Annotated in this window: 12 protein-coding genes and 1 pseudogene; 9 read left to right on the top strand and 4 right to left on the bottom strand. The window is 71.2% G+C overall.

The genetic code is table 11. The features are described 5' to 3' along the window. Positions 1–21: 21 nt before the first annotated feature. Positions 22–813, top strand: coding sequence for an SDR family NAD(P)-dependent oxidoreductase (locus EHO50_RS41600; protein WP_128437069.1), 792 nt, complete (start codon positions 22–24; stop codon positions 811–813). 27 nt (positions 814–840) lie between these two features. On the opposite strand, the gene EHO50_RS41595 is transcribed toward EHO50_RS41600, so the two are convergent. Continuing rightward, complete coding sequence (locus tag EHO50_RS41595; protein ID WP_128437068.1) at positions 841–3,516, bottom strand: ATP-binding protein; 2,676 nt, start codon at positions 3,514–3,516, stop codon at positions 841–843. 205 nt (positions 3,517–3,721) lie between these two features. Between EHO50_RS41595 and EHO50_RS41590 the strand changes: the two genes are divergently transcribed. The 3 genes from EHO50_RS41590 to EHO50_RS41580 all read left to right on the top strand — a co-directional run bounded on the left by EHO50_RS41590 (position 3,722) and on the right by EHO50_RS41580 (position 7,822). Then, complete coding sequence (locus tag EHO50_RS41590) at positions 3,722–4,993, top strand: MFS transporter (RefSeq protein WP_128437067.1); 1,272 nt, start codon at positions 3,722–3,724, stop codon at positions 4,991–4,993. A 4-nt stretch (positions 4,994–4,997) separates the two neighbouring features. Continuing rightward, the gene (locus EHO50_RS41585; RefSeq protein WP_128437066.1) at positions 4,998–6,152 is read left to right on the top strand and encodes an anhydro-N-acetylmuramic acid kinase; all 1,155 of its coding nucleotides are present in this window, start codon (positions 4,998–5,000) and stop codon (positions 6,150–6,152) included. A gap of 683 nt (positions 6,153–6,835) precedes the next feature. Further along, a complete protein-coding gene (locus tag EHO50_RS41580; protein WP_128437065.1) occupies positions 6,836–7,822 on the top strand; it encodes a DUF2510 domain-containing protein in 987 nt (328 codons plus the stop codon). Positions 7,823–7,969: 147 nt separating this feature from the next. On the opposite strand, the gene EHO50_RS41575 is transcribed toward EHO50_RS41580, so the two are convergent. Further along, positions 7,970–8,584 carry a TetR/AcrR family transcriptional regulator gene (locus EHO50_RS41575; protein WP_128437064.1) on the bottom strand — a complete coding sequence of 205 codons (615 nt, stop codon included), beginning with the start codon at positions 8,582–8,584 and terminating at the stop codon, positions 7,970–7,972. Between the two features lie 287 nt (positions 8,585–8,871). On the opposite strand from EHO50_RS41575, the gene EHO50_RS41570 reads away from it, so the two are divergent. Both EHO50_RS41570 and EHO50_RS41565 read left to right on the top strand, forming a co-directional pair. Then, positions 8,872–9,678 carry a phosphatase PAP2 family protein gene (locus EHO50_RS41570; protein WP_128437063.1) on the top strand — a complete coding sequence of 269 codons (807 nt, stop codon included), beginning with the start codon at positions 8,872–8,874 and terminating at the stop codon, positions 9,676–9,678. Further along, on the top strand, positions 9,675–10,643 hold the full coding sequence (locus EHO50_RS41565; RefSeq protein ID WP_128437062.1) for a DMT family protein: 969 nt from the start codon (positions 9,675–9,677) through the stop codon (positions 10,641–10,643). The genes EHO50_RS41570 and EHO50_RS41565 overlap by 4 nt, the downstream gene beginning before the upstream one ends. Before the next feature lie 6 nt (positions 10,644–10,649). On the opposite strand, the gene EHO50_RS41560 is transcribed toward EHO50_RS41565, so the two are convergent. After that, positions 10,650–12,701 carry a phosphocholine-specific phospholipase C gene (locus EHO50_RS41560; protein ID WP_128437061.1) on the bottom strand — a complete coding sequence of 684 codons (2,052 nt, stop codon included), beginning with the start codon at positions 12,699–12,701 and terminating at the stop codon, positions 10,650–10,652. A 161-nt stretch (positions 12,702–12,862) separates the two neighbouring features. Here EHO50_RS41560 and EHO50_RS41555 point away from each other — a divergent pair, with 161 nt between their 5' ends. Next, positions 12,863–14,161 carry an MFS transporter gene (locus EHO50_RS41555; protein WP_128437060.1) on the top strand — a complete coding sequence of 433 codons (1,299 nt, stop codon included), beginning with the start codon at positions 12,863–12,865 and terminating at the stop codon, positions 14,159–14,161. A 114-nt stretch (positions 14,162–14,275) separates the two neighbouring features. Here the strand turns inward: EHO50_RS41555 and EHO50_RS41550 are convergent, their stop codons facing one another. Continuing rightward, entirely contained in the window at positions 14,276–15,304 is a 1,029-nt protein-coding gene (locus tag EHO50_RS41550) for a LacI family DNA-binding transcriptional regulator (protein WP_128437059.1), read from the bottom strand. 237 nt (positions 15,305–15,541) lie between these two features. Between EHO50_RS41550 and EHO50_RS41545 the strand changes: the two genes are divergently transcribed. Both EHO50_RS41545 and EHO50_RS41540 read left to right on the top strand, forming a co-directional pair. Further along, a complete protein-coding gene (locus EHO50_RS41545) occupies positions 15,542–16,567 on the top strand; it encodes a sugar ABC transporter substrate-binding protein (protein WP_128437058.1) in 1,026 nt (341 codons plus the stop codon). Then, positions 16,567–16,879 (top strand): annotated as a pseudogene (locus EHO50_RS41540) (ABC transporter permease); the annotation flags it as partial. The gene EHO50_RS41545 and the pseudogene EHO50_RS41540, both read left to right, overlap by 1 nt.

Below are 16,879 nucleotides of genomic sequence, written 5' to 3'. Positions count from 1 at the left end.
CCACGTGTCTACGGTGGAGGCATGTCCACGATTCTCATCACCGGCGCCACGTCCGGTCTCGGCCGGTACGTAGCCTTCGAGCTGGTCCGCTCGGGGCACGTCGTCCTCGCGCACGGACGCGACCCGGGCCGTACGGAGCAGCTGGTCGCCGAGCTGCGCACCGAGGGTGACGCCGAGGGGTTCGTCGCCGATCTGGCCTCGCTGACGCAGGTGCGCGAGTTGGGCGCGCATGTCGCCGACGCGCATCCCGACCTGGACGTGCTGATCAACAACGCGGGCGTGGGTGCGGGCGCCCCCGGCACGGGACGCGAACTGAGCGTCGACGGACACGAACTACGGCTCGCCGTCAACTACTTGGCGCCGGTGGCACTGACCCGCGCCCTGCTTCCGGTACTGCGTGCGAACACACCCGCCCGGATCGTCAACGTGGGCTCGGTCGGCCAGGAGCCCCTCGACTTCGACGACGTCGAGTTCCGACGCCGATACGACGGCTTCGCGGCGTACCGGCGAGCCAAATTCGCCCTGGCGGCCCATACCTTCGCCCTCGCCGAGGAGTTGGCGGACACAGGTGTCACCGTGAACGTGCTCCACCCGGCGACCTTCATGGACACGGCGATGGTGCGCGAAGGCGGGTTCACCTCCTTCAACACGGTGGCCGACGGCGCCCCGGGCGTCCTGGCCCTGGCGACCCAGGACCTGGGCACGGGCGCCTACTTCGACGGCACGAGCCCGTCCCGGGCGCACGAGGGGACGTACGACCCGGAAGTGCGCAAGCGGCTGGCCGCGGTCACCGATCAGCTGCTGGCCCTCTGACCCGCCGCACGCCTCTTCGGACCCGTCTCACACCACGCCCGACAGCAACGCCGACTCCGCCTGCGCCACCAGCCCGTCCGCACCGCACGACCGCGCCAGCGTCAGCCCCCGCCGCAGCTCCGCGGAGGAGCGGGCGACGATGCCGTACTCGACGCGGGCGGCGGCGTGTTCGTACTGGCAGGGCGAGGCCTCCAGATAGGTGACGGCCTGTTCGGCCAGACGCACCGCGCGCTGCCCGGTCTCCAGCGCGGCAGCGCAGCGCAGGGCCTCGCCGATGGCGGTGTCGGTGCCGAAGCGCTCGGCGTGCCGGCGGACGTCGGTGGCGAGCCGGGCGGCGCGCGCCGGGTCCACGCTCGCGAGGGCGCGGGCCAGGTCGACGGCCCAGGGGACCATCACCGGGTTGTGGTGACCGCGCACGGCCGCCGCCTTCTCCGCCTCCTCCAGTTCGTTGATGCCCTCCTGGGTGCGGCCGACGGCGAGGAGCAGACGGCCGCGGACCGAGCGCGGGTCCGGCAGGACGATGGTGGACGGGTACGGCGGTGCGAAGCCGTACTGCTCGGCGATCTCCCACGCCTCGTCGACATGGCCGCGGGCGAGCAGCGTGTCGACGAGGTTGCAGGTGGCGGACCAGTGCAGGGGCAGTCGGCGGCCGACGCGCTCGGCGAGTTCGAGTGACTGGCGCAGGGACGCCTCGGCCTCGCGCAGCCGGCCGCGCCTGCGGTGGCCGAGCCCGACGTAGGCATGGCCCAGGGCGAGGTGACCGCCGCGCCAGCCGGCCGACTCCCAGGTGCGCAGGGCCTCCATGTACAGGGCCTCGGCCCGGTCGAGCCGGTCCGTGTAGGCGTACGCGTTGGCCAGCATGAAGATGATCTCGGGGCCCCACTCGGTGTCGGTCCAGCCGAGTCCTGGCGCGAGGCGGCCGTTGACGAGCGCCCGGTCGCACACCTCGACGATTTCCTCGGCGTTCTCGCCGCGGGCCATGGCGTCGAAGCCGCGCAGCATGAGCAGGGCGCGCTCGGAGTTGTCCCGGCCGGTGCAGGTACCGGCGAGTTCGGCGAGTCGCTCCCGGCGGTTCGGCGATGTCGCCTCGCCCGCGTGGATGCTCTCCCACATGTACTGCACCGCCTGGAGGCGCAGTTTGGCGGGGCCGACCTGGTGCCGGGCGGCCTCCGCCTCGACCGTGCGGACCGCCTCCTCCAACTGGTCGTTGTGCAGCAGTGCTTGGGAGAGGCGGAAGACGGCGTCGACGCGCTCACCGCCGTCCAGGCCGGGCATGGCGAGCGCGGTCTGGAGGTGGTCGACGGTGGTGGCGGGCGCGGTGAGCAGGGTGGCACAGCCGAGTTCGAACAGCACGCGCGCATGGGCGTCGGGTACGGGCGGTTCCAGCAGGGCTCGCTCCAGGCAGCGGCGGGCCGCGTCGGGGGCGCCGACGGCGAGGTGTTCGCGGGCCGCCTCGCGCAGCTGCTCGACGAGTTCCTCGTCGTTGTCCGGGTGGACCTCCAGCAGGTGGCGGGCGGCGACCGCGGCTCCGCGTCCGTTGTCGGTGACGACTCGGGCGGCGATGCCGTGCATGGCGGTGCGCAGGGCGTCCGGGATGGAGTTGTAGACGGCGGAGGCGATCAGCGGGTGGACGAACTGCAGGTCGCCGTCGTCCGCCAGCGGGTTGGCGGGGTCGGGCACGGTGAGGATACGGGCGGTGCGCAGCAGTTCGGCGCACCGCCCGGCGTCCTCGGTGCTCATCTGGGCCAGCTCCGCCACCAGATCCACGGTGATCTCGGTGCCGAGGATCGCGGCCGCCCAGGCGAACCGGGTGGCCTCGACACCGAGGTCCTTGAGCCTGGCGACGAGGCCGCCGCCGCGGGCCGAACGGTTCAGGTCGCGCAGTTCGCCGGCCGCGGACTCGGTCGGCTCGAACTCGCTGTCCTGCACCTTGGCGAGGAGTTCGACGGTCTCGTACGGGTTGCCGCCGGTGACGGCCCAGACCTCGCGGCAGAACGGGGCGTCGGCGTGCGCGCCCAGGGTGGCGCGGGTGAGGCCGGCGGTCGCGTCCGGGGTGAGGGCGCTCAGGTTGGCGACGGAGCTGCCGGCGGCGGCGACCGCGTCGAGGTGGCGGGCGCTGTCGCCGCTGACCTCGCCGGGGCGGCGGGCGACCACGACCAGGACGTTCTGTTCGCCGAGGCGCTCGGCGAACGCGGCGAGCCAGCGCAGGGTCTCCTGGTCGGCCCAGTGGGCGTCGTCGATCAAGAGCACGAGCGGCCAGTCGCGCCGGGCCAGCCTGCGCACGGCGGCCACCAGTCCGTCGCACACGCCCTGCGGGTCGGCCTGGCGCTCGCCGGGGTCCGTTATGCCGAGGGCGGGTCCGGCGATGTCGTACCAGTCGCCGAGGTATTCACGCGCCTCTTCCGGCATCAGCGACAGCAGCGCCGGCTGCAGCAGCTGCCGTACGACGTTGAAGGGCACGGAACTCAGGGTCTCGCTGCCGCGGGTGGACCACACCGTGCAGCCGCGGGCCTCGGCGATGCGGCGTGTCTCGGCCAGCAGCGCGGTCTTGCCGATTCCCGCCTCGCCCCGCAGCACCAGCAGACTGCCCGAGGAGGACTTGTCGGCGCACAGGGTGTCGAGGGCCCGCTCGACGGCGGCGAGTTCCTCGTCGCGCTCCCACAGGGAAGCCGAGGCGGCCTGTGTGGGCCGTACCTCCGTCATCCCGCTACCTCCCCAAGTCGCCCGAACGACGTACGACCTCGAGCGTAGCCGTCCGGCTGCCTAAGTGGAGGCCGGTCGGGGCACCTGTTGCCGTGATGGGTGACAGCGGGTGCGGGCGGGCGACGCGAAGGGCCCCCGACCTGCCCCGCAGTTACTTACCGACAGTCAAAAACCGACGTCCGAACGACAGTCGAGAGGCGCGGGAATGACGCTGACTTCCCATGGTCGAGGCACGGTCCGGTCCCGCAGGGCGCTGGTCGCGGGTTCGGTGGGCAACTTCATCGAGTGGTACGAGTTCGGTGTCTACGGCTACTTCGCGACGATCATCGCGGCGCGCTTCTTCACTCCGGAGGGCGGCAGCGAGGCCGAGGCGCTGGTGAGGACGTACGCGTCGTTCGCCCTGGCGTTCTTCTTCCGGCCGGTCGGCGCGGCCCTGTTCGGCCGGCTCGGCGACCGGATCGGCCGGCGGCCGGTGCTGATCGTGGTGATCCTGCTGATGACCGGGGCGACGACCCTGATCGGGGTGCTGCCGACGTACGCCACGGTCGGCGCCCTCGCCCCCTGGCTGCTGACGTTCCTGAGGGTGCTTCAGGGGTTGTCGGCCGGTGGCGAGTTCGGTGGGGCGGTGTCGGTGATGACCGAGTTCGCGCCACCCGGGCGGCGCGGGCTGTACGGGTCGTGGCAGTCGTTCACGGTGGCGCTGGGGCTGCTCGGCGGTGCGGGGGCGGCGGCGCTGCTCGCGACCGTGCTGACCGAGCGGCAACTGGGTGACTGGGGCTGGCGGTTGCCGTTCCTGCTGACGCTGCCGCTGGGTCTTGGCGCCCTGTGGCTGCGGCTCAGGCTGGACGAGACGCCGGCGTTCCGGGAGGAGCGGGAGGCCGAGCGGCCGCCCGTGCGTGAGGTCGCGGGGGCGATCGCGCTGGGCGCCGGGCGGATCATGGGGTGGGCGGCGGCCGGGTACACCTTCCTGGTCGTGCTGCCGTCGTATCTGCAGTCCACGCTGGACGCGACCTTCCAGCAGGCCCTGATCGCCACAGTGCTGGCCAATCTGGGGTTCGCGCTGACGATCGTGCCGGCCGGCCGGATCAGCGACCGCTTCGGGCGGCGGACGGTGATGCTGACGGGGGCGGTGCTGGTGGTGGTCCTCGCGGTGCCGCTGCTCAACCTTCTCCAGGACCCGGGCGTTTCCCTCACCGTGAAGGGTGCGGCGGTGTGTGGCGCGGGTGCCGTCGTGGGTCTGATGGCGGGCCCCGGCCCGGCGATGCTCGCCGAGCTGTTCCCGACGAACGTGCGCTACACGGGGCTGGGACTCGCCTACGCCCTGTCCAATGCGGTGTTCTCGGGCTGCGCCGGCCTCATCATCACGGAGACGATCGAACGAACGGGGAACGTGGACATCCCCGCGTACTACGCGGCGGCGACATGCGCGGTGAGCGTCCTCGCACTGGCCAAGACACCACGACGGAAGGCGGGTTGAACGAATGCGGGTGATCGGCCTGATGTCGGGCACGTCGTACGACGCCATCGACGCGGCGGCGGCCGAACTGGACCTCGTCGGCGACAGCCTCGCCCTCAAGCCGCTGGGACTGGTGAGCGAGGCGTACGACGACCGACTGCGGGAGACGCTCACGGCGGCGCTGCCACCGGGGATGATCTCGATGGCCGAGGTATGCCGGCTGGACACGCGTATCGGGCAGGCCTTCGCGGCGGCGGCCGTCCGCGCCGACCGTGAACTGTGCGACGGGATGGCCGAGTTGGTCGCCTCGCACGGGCAGACGGTGTACCACTGGGCCGAGGACGGGCAGGTGTACGGCACGCTGCAGCTCGGGCAGCCCGCGTGGATCGCCGAGGCGACCGGGCTTCCCGTCGTCGCCGATTTCCGGCCGCGCGACATCGCCGCCGGCGGCCAGGGCGCGCCGCTGGTCAGCCTGGTCGACCTGCTGTGGCTGCGCGGCCGGCCGGGCACGCCCGTCGCCCTCAACCTCGGCGGCATCGCCAACCTCACGGCGCCCGACGGGACCGCCTTCGACACCGGGCCGGGCTGTGCGCTCATCGACGCGGCGGCGACGGGGTTCAGCGGTGGGCGCCTCGCGTACGACGTGGACGGGGCGCTTGCCGGTCGCGGCAGCGTCCACGAGCCGCTGCTGCGACGGCTGCTGGAGGAGCCCTACTACGCGCTGCCCGCGCCGAAGACGACCGGAAAGGAGCTGTTCCACCTCGGCCATCTGCGCGACGCGCTGGCCGGGTTCGGGACGCTGCCCGCCGAGGACGTCGTCGCCACCCTCACCCTGCTCACGGCCCGTACGGTCGCCGACGCCGTGCGCGCGGTGGGCGCCACGGAGGTGATCGCCTCGGGTGGCGGGACGCGCAACCCCGTACTCATGCGCATGCTCGGGCAGCGGCTGCCGGGGGTGGCGCTGCGCACCTCCGACGAGTTGGGGCTGCCGTCGGCCGCGAAGGAGGCGTACGCCTTCGCCGTGCTGGGGTTTCTGACCGCGCACGGGCTGCCCGGCACCGATCCGGCGGCCACCGGAGCCCGGCACGCCCGCGTGCTCGGCTCGATCACCCCGGGCCGCGACGGGCTCCGGCTCCCGCCGCCCGCTCGGGATCGACCCGTCCTGCTCGTCCTGAACTGACTCGGACCGAAAGCCCGGCGGGCGGGGCCGGATCGCGCGGTGTTGTGGAGGGCCGGACAGCGAGGTGTTGTGGAGGGCCGGCGCGCGAGGTGGTTGCGGAGGGCCGGCGCTCGAGGTGTTGCGGAGGGCCGGCGCTCGAGGTGGTTGCGGAGGGCCGGATCGCAAAGCGTGGGGCCGGATCCGGAAGAGCTGGGGTCGAACGCCGAAGGACCGGGCCCCAACGCCGAAGGCCGGGGACTGATCCTGAGGAGCCCGAGCCGGATCTCGAAGAGTCGGAGCCTGAACCCAAAGAGCTCGGGCCGGATCCGGAACGGCTCGGGCCCGAACCCTGAAGGACCGGGACTCGAACCCAAGGAGCCCAAGCCCGCCCCCGAAGAGCCCAGACCACACCCCGAAGGACCGGGACCCAAACCCAAAGAACCCAAGCCCGACCCCCAAGAGCCCAGACCACACCCCGAAGGACCGGGACCCAAACCCAAAGAACCCAAGCCCGACCCCCAAGAGCCCAGACCACACCCCGAAGGACCGGGACCCAAACCCAAAGAACCCAAGCCCGACCCCCAAGAGCCCAGACCACACCCCGAAGAGCCGGGGCCCGAACTCGAAGAGCCCAGGCCGGATCTCGAAGAGCCCAGGCCGGATCCTCTCATCCGACTTTCACCGAGGCCTCATACGGTGGACCCATGACGCAGGTGACTCCTCCCGGCTGGTATCCCGACCCGGGCCAGAAAAGTGACGGTCCGCCCACCGAGCGCTGGTGGGACGGCAAGGCATGGACGGACCAGGTCCGGCCCGCGGGGTCGGCCGACGTATGGGGTCCTCCCGAGCAACTGTCGGCCGACGGCGCGTATCCGGTGCATCCGGGGTATCCCGGCCAACTGCAGTCGGGCGGGCGGCGCGGCCTGCGCACGGGCATAGCCGTGGGGGTGGCCGCGGTGGTCCTCGCGAGCATCGGCGTCGGCGTGTACGCGCTGACCGCCGACGACGGCTCGGGCGGCGGCAGCGCCAACTCCCAGCAGCAGGGCCCGGGCGGGCCCGGTGGCGGTCAGGGCGGGCCCTTCGGGGACTCCGGTGGCGGCAACGGCGGCGGCAGCGGCGGTTCCGGCGGGCAGTCCCCCTCCCCCGGCCAGTCCGAGGCGCCGAGGGTCGAGAGCGGTTCGGTGACCGACCCGGTCAGCGGGATCAGCATCGCCATCCCGGACGGCTGGTACGGCCAGCAGATCAACTGGGGCGCGCACGTGGGGTCGAACGAGACGTACAAGTGCCCCTCCGACACCTCCCAGACCTGTATGAAGGGCGGCGCCTACTCGGCCCCGGCGCTCGCGCTCGGCACCAAGGGCGACACGGCCGAGGAGGTCGCCAAGGCGGACATCGCGGCGAACGCCGAGGAGTCCTACGGCAAGGGGTACGGAGAGATCACCTCGCACGAGGTGCTGGCCTCCGAGGCGGTGACCGTGGCCGGGCAGAAGGGCTATCTGGTCCGCTGGAAGGCGGTCACGAGCAAGGGCGCCGACGGCTATGTCGAGTCCCTCGCCTTCCCCTCGCCCGTCAGTGAGCAGCAGATCGTCGTGGTCCGCATCGGCGTCGACGCCGGGGAGCAGTCGGTCATCGACGAGATCGCCAAGGGCATCAAGGTGTCCACCGGCGGCGGCAACGGCCAGGACGTCTGACACACCCCGGACATCAAGCGGCCGGGTGGGGCGCCCCTCCGCTCAAGGGGCACCCCACCCGGCCGGGGGGTGCGCGCCGCCCCCGTCCCCACGGTGCGGCGCGGAACAGGTCGTCGTCCAGTCATCCCATGGACGGCGGCCTGAGTCTCAGGTCAGACCGAGCGTCGGCAGCACGGCGGCCCGCACGAACCGGACGATGTATTCGGGGTCGGCGTCCTCGCCCTCCAGGATGGGACGCGCCCGCAGCACGCCGAAGATCTGCGCCGGGATGTACTCCAGCGCCGGATGGTCGGCGGCGACTTCCCCGCGCTCGACCCCGCGCCGCAGGATCTCCCGCAGCGCGTCGAGCTCGGGGTCGATGAGTGCCTCGCGCAGGGCCCGCTGGAGTTCCGGGTCCTGCATGACGGCATGGCCGAGCGCCTGGAAGAGCCGGGTGTCCTTGCCCGACCACGCCCCCGCGGCCCGGGCGGCCTCGCACAGGTCGCCGGCGAGCGTGCCGGTGTCGATGCCCTCGAAGCGGGTCCGCCGGCTGGCGCGCAGGGCGGCCGCCACGAACTGCGGCTTCGTCTTCCACTGCCGGTAGAGCGTGGACTTGCTGCAGCGCGTGCTGGCGGCGACGCCCTCCATGGTGACGGAGTCGTAGCCACACGCGCGGATCTGTTCGAGCACAGCGTCGAAGAACTCCTGCTCACGCTCGGCCGTGATCTTGGAGCGGCGCGAGGCGGCGACCGTCTCCGGTCCGTCCGCGGCCTGCGACGTCATGAGCTCTTCTCCTCACTCGGGTGCGGCGGCCCCGCGGTGCGAAGGAGGCCGCGCTTCCAGTGTGTCGTACGTCTATCGATACGCCACTGTACCGGAACGCTCCCGTATCGGTACAGTGGCGTATCGGTACAGGGGCGTTTCGGTACGTCCACGTATCGATGAGTTGGCCGAGCGCGCACAGTCAGCAGCTCGACAAGCTCACGCGGCAGCATCCAGCTCCACCCGCACCACCTAGCACCACCCAGCAACACCCAGCACCACCCACCGTCTGCGAAAGGGCCGGGGGAATGAATGGCCGCACCGAGCCTGCTCAGGCGGAGACCGACGCGATAGCGCGGCCTCCGCTCGTCCGGGAGCTCCTGCTCGTCGTAGGGCTCTTCCTCGTCTACAAGTTCGGCCGGCAGCTCGCGACCGGCCACACCGCCGAGGCCTTCCGCAACGCGGACCGGGTGTGGGACCTGGAACGAGCCGTCCATCTGCCCGGCGAGGGATCGGTGCAGAACCTGCTGCTGCACGGCGACACGCTCATACACATCGCGAACACCTACTACGCGACCGTCCACTTCCCGGCCACCGCGGCCTTCCTGATCTGGCTCTACCTGCGGCGCCCCACGCACTACGTCTGGGCCCGCCGCGTCCTCGCCGCGGTCACCGCCGCCGCCCTGGTGGTGCATCTGACGTTCCCGCTCGCCCCGCCGCGCATGCTGGCCGCGACCGGTCTGATCGACACCGGGCAGGTCTACGGCCCCTCCGTGTACGGCTCGCCCGAGACCGACCATCTCTCGAACCAGTTCGCGGCGATGCCGTCGCTGCACTTCGGCTGGGCGCTGATGGTGGCGATCGGCCTGATCGTGGCGACCCGGTCGCGGTGGCGCCGGCTGTGGCTGCTGCACCCGCTGGTGACCTTGCTGGTCATCGTGGGCACGGCCAACCACTACTGGCTCGACGCGATCGTGGCGACGGCCATGCTCGGCGTCGCGCTCGCGGTGATCAACCTGCCGCAGCGCACGGCGACGACGGCCGGACGCGGCGCCGACAAGCTCGTACCGGCAGCCCGGGACGAGGAAGCCGTACTCGTGGGAGCAGGCCGATGAACGCCACCCTCCTCGCCGTCGTCCTGTCCCTCTTCTCCGCCGTCGCCTACGCCGCCGCGGCCGTCGCCCAGGAGCGGCTGGCCTCCCGCGTCCAGGGGTCGGGAACGCTGCGGCTGCTGGGCTCCGGCGCCTGGTGGGGGTCGGTTGTGCTGAACGGCTCCGGTGCGCTGCTGCACGTCCTGGCCCTGAAGTACGGTCCGCTGACCGTGGTGCAGCCGCTCGGCGCGCTCACCCTGGTGGCTGCCGTGCCGCTGGGCGCGCGCATCGCGGGCCGGCGGGTCAGCGCGGTCGAGTGGCGGGGTACGGCGCTGACGCTCGTCGGCCTGGCCGCGATCCTCGTCACGGCGTCGGGGCACGCGCCCGACGAGGTACTGAGCACGTCCGAGGCGCTCGCGGTCGCGGCGGTGACGGTGGCGCTGATCGGCATGCTGTCGCGGCCGGGGGCCCGGCCGGGGTTGCGGCACGCGGCCGCGTCCGGCTTCGCCTCCGGGGTGGCCTCGGCGCTCACGCAGACCGTGACCGTGGCCCTGACGGACCACTCCGCTCCACTGCTCAGCCTCCAGGTGGCCGGGGTGGCGCTGCTGATCGCGGCCCTCGCGGCGAGCGGACTGCTGCTGTCGCAGACCGCCTACCAGGGTGGCCTGGGCGCCCCGCTCGCGGTGGTGACGCTGGCGAACCCGCTGGCCGCCGCGGTGATCGGCCTCGCCCTGCTCGGCGAGCGACTGCAGGGCGGCGCGGCAGGCATCCTGCTGGCGCTGACCGGGGCGGGGCTGGCGTCCTGGGGCGTGGTGCTGCTCACCCGGGCGACACCGGAGCCGGCCGCGGACGAGGAGCACCTCGATCCCGCGCCGGTCGACGACGAGCACCCCGTGGCCGCCGTACTGGCCCTGGAGCCCGAATCGGCGAAGCCGGAGCCTGCGTTGGTGCCCCGGCAACCGGAGCCGGGGCACCTCACAGCACTCTGATCCGGGCTACTCGGTGATGATCGCCGGGTCGCTCACACCCGGCCGCCCGTTCTCGACGTGCCCGGCGAACCGCCGCAGGAACGCCGGGTCGCCGTCGGCGGTGACGGTCAGGTCGTACCAGCGCCGGCTCACCGTCAGGTCGACGGTGCGCCGTACCGTGGCGCCGGGCCGTACCGTCACCGTCGTGGGGCGGCCGCCGTACCCGTTGGTGACCTTGAGCACCACCGCGGCAGGGCCCTTGTTGGTGAAGGTCAGCTCGACGTCGTCGCCGGTGTGCCGGGCGGTGACCTCGGGACCGGCGGCATTGTTCGAGCCCTTGAACCAGCGCACGAAGCCGGCCGGGCCGTGCACGGTCAGGTCGTACGAGCCGTTCGAGTACGCCGAGTTCCAGGTGTCGGCGATGGTCTTGCCGGCCTCGGTGGTGTACGTCCAGGGGCCGTCGGTGCGGTTGCCGGACGTCACATGGAAGGCGGCACCGGCCTTGGCGCCGGAGGCGAACGTCAGCGTGAACTTGCCGGCCGCGGCGTCGACGGAACCGTCCACGTGCGGGACGTACTTGAGCGGGCGGGAGCGACGCAGACCGCGCTCCTGCCTGGGCATGTCCGGGTCGGCCGGCGGAGTCGGCTTGTAGTCGGGGTGCCGCTCGCGGTCCTGCGGCTCGTACTCGTCCGTCTCCGGCAGCGCGGCCGGGCGGCTGTCCTTGCGGGAGAAGTCGAAGGCCGAGGTCAGGTCGCCGCAGATGGCCCGGCGCCAGGGGGAGATGTTGGTCTCCTTGACGCCGAATCGGCGCTCCATGAACTGGAGGATCGAGGTGTGGTCGAGGGTCTCGGAGGTGACGTAACCGCCCTTGCTCCACGGCGAGACGACCAGCATCGGCACACGCGGACCGAGACCGTACGGGCCGGCCGGGCGCTTGCTGTCGCCCGGGTAGAGGTCGAGGGAGACGTCGACCGTGGACTTGCCCCGCGAGGCGTCCTTCGGCGGGAGCGGGGGCACGACGTGGTCGAAGAAGCCGTCGTTCTCGTCGTACGTGATGAACAGGGCGGTCTTGGACCAGACCTCCGGGTTGGCGGTCAGCGCGTCCAGGACCTGGGCGATGTACCAGGCGCCGTAGTTCGAGGGCCAGTTGGAGTGCTCGGAGAAGGCCTCGGGGGCAGCGATCCAGGAGATCTGCGGCAGCTTGCCGGCCTTGACGTCGGCCTTGAGCCGGTCGAAGTAGCCGTCGCCGCTCTTGACGTCGGTGCCGGTGCGCGCCTTGTCGTACCAGGGGTCGCCGGCCTTGGCGTTGCGGTACTTGTTGAAGTACAGCAGCGAGTTGTCGCCGTAGTTTCCGCGGTAGGCGTCCTCGATCCAGCCCCAGGAGCCGGCCGCGTCGAGGCCGTCGCCGATGTCCTGGTAGATCTTCCAGGTGATGCCGGCCTGCTCCAGGCGCTCGGGGTAGGTCGTCCAGCCGTAGCCGAGCTCGTCGTTGCCGAGGACCGGGCCGCCGCCGGTGCCGTCGTTGCCCGTGTAGCCCGTCCACATGTAGTAGCGGTTCGGGTCGGTCGAGCCGATGAACGAGCAGTGGTAGGCGTCGCAGACGGTGAAGGCGTCGGCGAGGGCGTAGTGGAAGGGGATGTCCTCACGGGTCAGGTACGCCATGGTCGTGGTGCCCTTGGCGGGTATCCACTTGTCGTACTTGCCGCCGTTGTAGGCCTGCTGGCCGTCGGTCCAGCCGTGCGGGAGGCCCTCCAGGAACTGCATGCCGAGGTCGTCGGCGTCCGGGTGGAACGGGAGGATGTCCTTGGTGCCGTTCGACTGGTGCCAGTTCGACTTGCCGTTGTCCAGCTTCACCGGGCGCGGGTCACCGAAGCCGCGGACACCGCGCAGCTTGCCGAAGTAGTGGTCGAAGGAACGGTTCTCCTGCATCAGGACGACGATGTGCTCGACGTCCTCGATCGACCCTGTGCGGTGGTTCGCGGGAATCGCGGCGGCACGCTGGATGCTGCTCGACAGGGCCGTGAACGCCGTGGTCGCGCCCGCGAGTTGAAGGAATCTGCGGCGATTGACTTCGGGCATGAGTGAGGGACCTCTTCCCATAGGGGGTGATTTGACCGCCGGCTGGTGACGGAAGCCGCGCGGAAGGAGTGTTCCAGGAGCACCAAACGTCAGGGAAGGGTCCGGTGGCGCTCGTGTGAAAGTCGTCGGTACGGGAGGTGTGCCGGGACCCGGGTGCGGGGATGGTCGCGATCATGACAGAGACGACGCGCACGGATTCCCCGCCGACGAAACGGCCCGTACGCCAGCTCCTCGCCGCCTCGGTCGGCAACGCCGTGGAGTGGTACGACTGGTACGCCTACACCTTCCTCGCCACCTATATCGCTGCCGAGGTCTTCCCCAAGAGCGCGGACAACTCCCTGGTGCCGCTGCTGTCGACGTTCGCGGTCTTCGCGGTGGGCTTCTTCATGCGTCCGGTGGGCGGACTGCTCATGGGCGCGATCGCGGACCGCCGCGGCCGACGCGCCGCCCTGACGGTCACCATTCTGCTGATGGGCGGCAGCAGCCTGCTGGTCGGCCTGACCCCGACGTACGAAGCGATCGGCGTCCTCGCTCCGGTGGTCCTGGTCCTCGCCCGCCTGCTCCAAGGCCTCTCGGTGGGCGGCGAGTTCGCGGCGTCGACGACGTTCCTGGTCGAGTCGGCGGGGCCGGGCCGGCGCGGCCTGTTCTCCAGCTTCCAGTACGTGTCGACGACCGCCGGGCAGCTCGTGGCGTCCGGTATCGCGACGCTGCTGGTGGACACGTTGAGCGACGGGCAGATGAACGGCTGGGGCTGGCGGCTGCCCTTCGTCCTCGGCGCCGTACTCAGCCTGGTCGGCTTCTGGATCCGGCAGGGCGCACAGGAGACGAGGAGCGCCGAGCAGCAACAGGCCCCACGCCCCGGCCTGTTGGAGGCACTGCGCCGCCACCCTCGCCAGTCCCTCCTCATCTGCGGGATAACGGCGGGCGGCACCATCGCGTACTACACATGGACGTCGTACCTGCCGACGTACGCCGAACTCAACGCGGGCATCGAGAAGTCGGACGCGCTGCTCGCGGGCACGATCTCGCTGGCCTTCTTCGGCCTGCTCCAGCCCCTCGGCGGCCTGCTCTCCGACCGCTTCGGCCGCCGCCCCCTACTCCTCTTCTTCGGCCTGGGCTTCACCCTCCTCACCGTCCCGCTGCTGCACGCCCTGCGCGACTCGTTCGCGGTGCTGCTGCTCGTGCAGTGCGCGGGCATGGTGCTGCTGACCGGGTTCACCTCGATCAGCGCGGCGGTGAACGCCGAGGTGTTTCCGCCCCGGGTGCGGGCGGCGGGCATCGGGTTCCCGTACTCGCTGACGGTCGCGATGTTCGGCGGTACGGCGCCGTACGTCGGCACGTTGTTCAAGGAGCTGGGTCACGCGGGCCTGTTCCCCTGGTACGTCGCCGCGCTGTGCCTCGGCTCGTCGCTGGTGTATCTGCGGCTGCCGGAAACCTCGCACAAGCCGCTGGAGCGATGAGCCGTTCGGGACTCAGCGGTTGCAGCGCGGGAGGGGTGAGACCGCCTCCTTCGCCGACGCCGACTGCGACTGCGACTGCGACTGCGAGGCACGCACGTCAGCCGGTCCCACGGCTCAACGAGGTCCGGCGATGGTCCCGCGTACGACGAGCTGCGGGGTGAGGACCACCTCACGCGGCTCGGTGCGGTCCTGGTCCAGGCGTTCCACGGCTGCGGCGACCGCGTACCGGGCCTGTTCCCGGGCCCCCTGGCTGACCGTGGTCAGGTTGAAGCAGCTCAGGCGGGAGAGCGTGTCGTCGTCGTAGCCGACCACGGACACCTCGCCGGGGACGGCGACTGCGGCGCGCTGGAGAGCGGCGAGGACGCCGATGGCGCACTGGTCGTTGAAGGCGACGACGGCGGTAGGGAGGTCGCCGGAGTCGAGGAGTTGGCGGGCGGCACGTTCGCCGGCCTCCTCGGTGTTGTCTCCGCGCAGGACCCTGATCTGCGCGTCCAGGCCGTGCCGACGCATCGCGGTGCGGTACCCGCGGCGCCGGTCCGTGGCGATCACGCCCTTGCCGCCGTCGACATAGGCGATCTCGCGGTGACCGCGGCCCACCAGGTGGTCGACGATCTGGCCGACCCCTTCGTCGTCGGCGGTGCGGACGACATCCAGCTCGCCGTCGGCGATGCGGCGGCCGACGACGATGACGGGCGCCTTGCGGTCGAGGGCGGCGAGGGTGTCGGCGGGGGCGGTCGGGCCGAGCAGGATCAGGGCCTCGCTACGGAAGGCCAGCAGCGTCTCGACGGCGGTGTGCTCGTCGCGGGTGCGGGTCTGGGTGCTCAGGACGAGGTCGTAGCCGACCTCTTCGGCGGCCGTGTGCAGATGCTCGACCAGTTCGGCGTGGAACGGGCTGTGGACGTCGACCATGACGCCGAGCAACCGGGTGCGTCTGCTGGCGAGCATGCTTGCGGTGCGGTCCACCTGGTAGCCGAGGTCGGCGGCGGCCTTCAGGACGCGCTGCCGGGTGCGCTCACTGGGCCCGGGCACACCGCGCAGTACGAGGGACACGGACGCGGTGGACACACCGACCCGCGCGGCCACGTCCTCCAGCCGGGGGCGCTTGTTCGTGCCGTTCCGACGCCCGGAGTCGACATCGCCCACTTGGACCTCCCCGGCAATCTCTTGGCGCAACACCCTTGACACATCCGTGAAACCGGACTGATAGTACCAGCACTTAAAGCGCTTTAAAACATTCTGTTGTACCGACAAAGTCAGTCCCCGTTCACGCCGGACGGAACGTGCGGGCGCCTATCGCTCCGCACTCTCCGACTCCGACTCCGGCTCCGGCTCCCCTGGCCGATCCAGGCCCGGCCCCCTCGCACAGTGAGGTGCACGCGCATGAACCGCACACCCCTCTCCCGCTCCCGCTCCCGCAGACTCGCCTCCGCCGTGGCCGTGGCCGCCGCGGCCGCGCTGGTCCTCGCCGGCTGTTCCAGCAGCTCCGGCGGCAAGCAGGCCGAGGAAGCCGACAGCAACGTGTCGGCCGGCAAGGCCACCACTCCCCGTATGACGATCGCGATGGTCACCCACGCGCCCTCCGGCGACACCTTCTGGGACACCATCCGCAAGGGTGCCGAGGCCGCGGCCGCGAAGGACAACGTCAAGCTGATCTACTCCAACGACGAGACCGCCGCCGACCAGGCCAACCTGGTGCAGAACGCGATCGACCAGAAGGTCGACGGCATCGCGGTCACCCTCGCCAAGCCGGACGCCATGAAGGCCGTCGTCGAGAAGGCCGTCAAGGCCGGCATCCCGGTCGTCGGCTTCAACGCCGGGATGTCCGACTGGCAGAAGCAGGGCCTGCTGTCCTTCTTCGGCCAGGACGAGGCCATCTCCGGCGAGGCTCTCGGCACGCGGCTCAACTCCACCGACGCCAAGCACGCCCTGTGTGTCGTCCAGGTCCAGGGCGCGGTCAACCTGGAGCAGCGCTGCGCCGGTGTGGAGAAGGGCTTCAAGGGCAAGACCGACAAGCTGTACGTCAACGGCGCCGACATGCCGTCCGTGAAGTCGACGATCACCGCGAAGCTCAAGCAGGACTCCTCCATCGACCAGGTGGTCACGCTCGGCGCCCCGATCGCGCTGACCGCCGCGCAGTCCGTGGACGAGACCGGCAGCAAGGCAAGGATCGCCACCTTCGACCTGAACAAGGAGCTCATCGCGGCCATCAAGGACGGCGACATCGAGTTCGCCGTCGACCAGCAGCCCTACCTGCAGGGCTATCTGGCGATCGACTCCCTGTGGCTCTACAAGAACAACGGCAACTACAGCGGTGGCGGTGAGGCGCCGATCCTGACGGGTCCGGCGTTCGTCGACAAGGCCAATGTGGACACCATCGCCGCGTTCGCCGCGAAGGGCACCCGGTGATGAGCATGACGCAGCAGGCTGGGCCGGTGGTGACCTCACCGCCGGCCCCCGGCCCCGGTCAGGAGAAAGACGGGCGGACCAAGGCACGCCCTGTGGCGCTTCAGCTGCTCGCCCGCCCCGAGGTGGGCGTCTTTCTCGGCGCCGTCGCGGTGCTGATCTTCTTCCTGGTCGCGGCACCCCCGGTCCGTGACGGCAGCTCGATGGCGAACATCCTGTACCAGTCGTCGACCATCGGGATCATGGCTCTGCCGGTCGCGCTGCTGATGATCGGCGGCGAGTTCGACCTGTCCTCCGGTGTCGCCGTGATCACCT

This window comes from Streptomyces cyaneus (genome assembly GCF_004028635.1).
Lineage (GTDB): Bacteria > Actinomycetota > Actinomycetes > Streptomycetales > Streptomycetaceae > Streptomyces > Streptomyces cyaneus.
The sequence above is the reverse complement of the archived record's forward strand: the minus strand, read 5'-3'. Positions and strand labels throughout refer to the sequence as shown.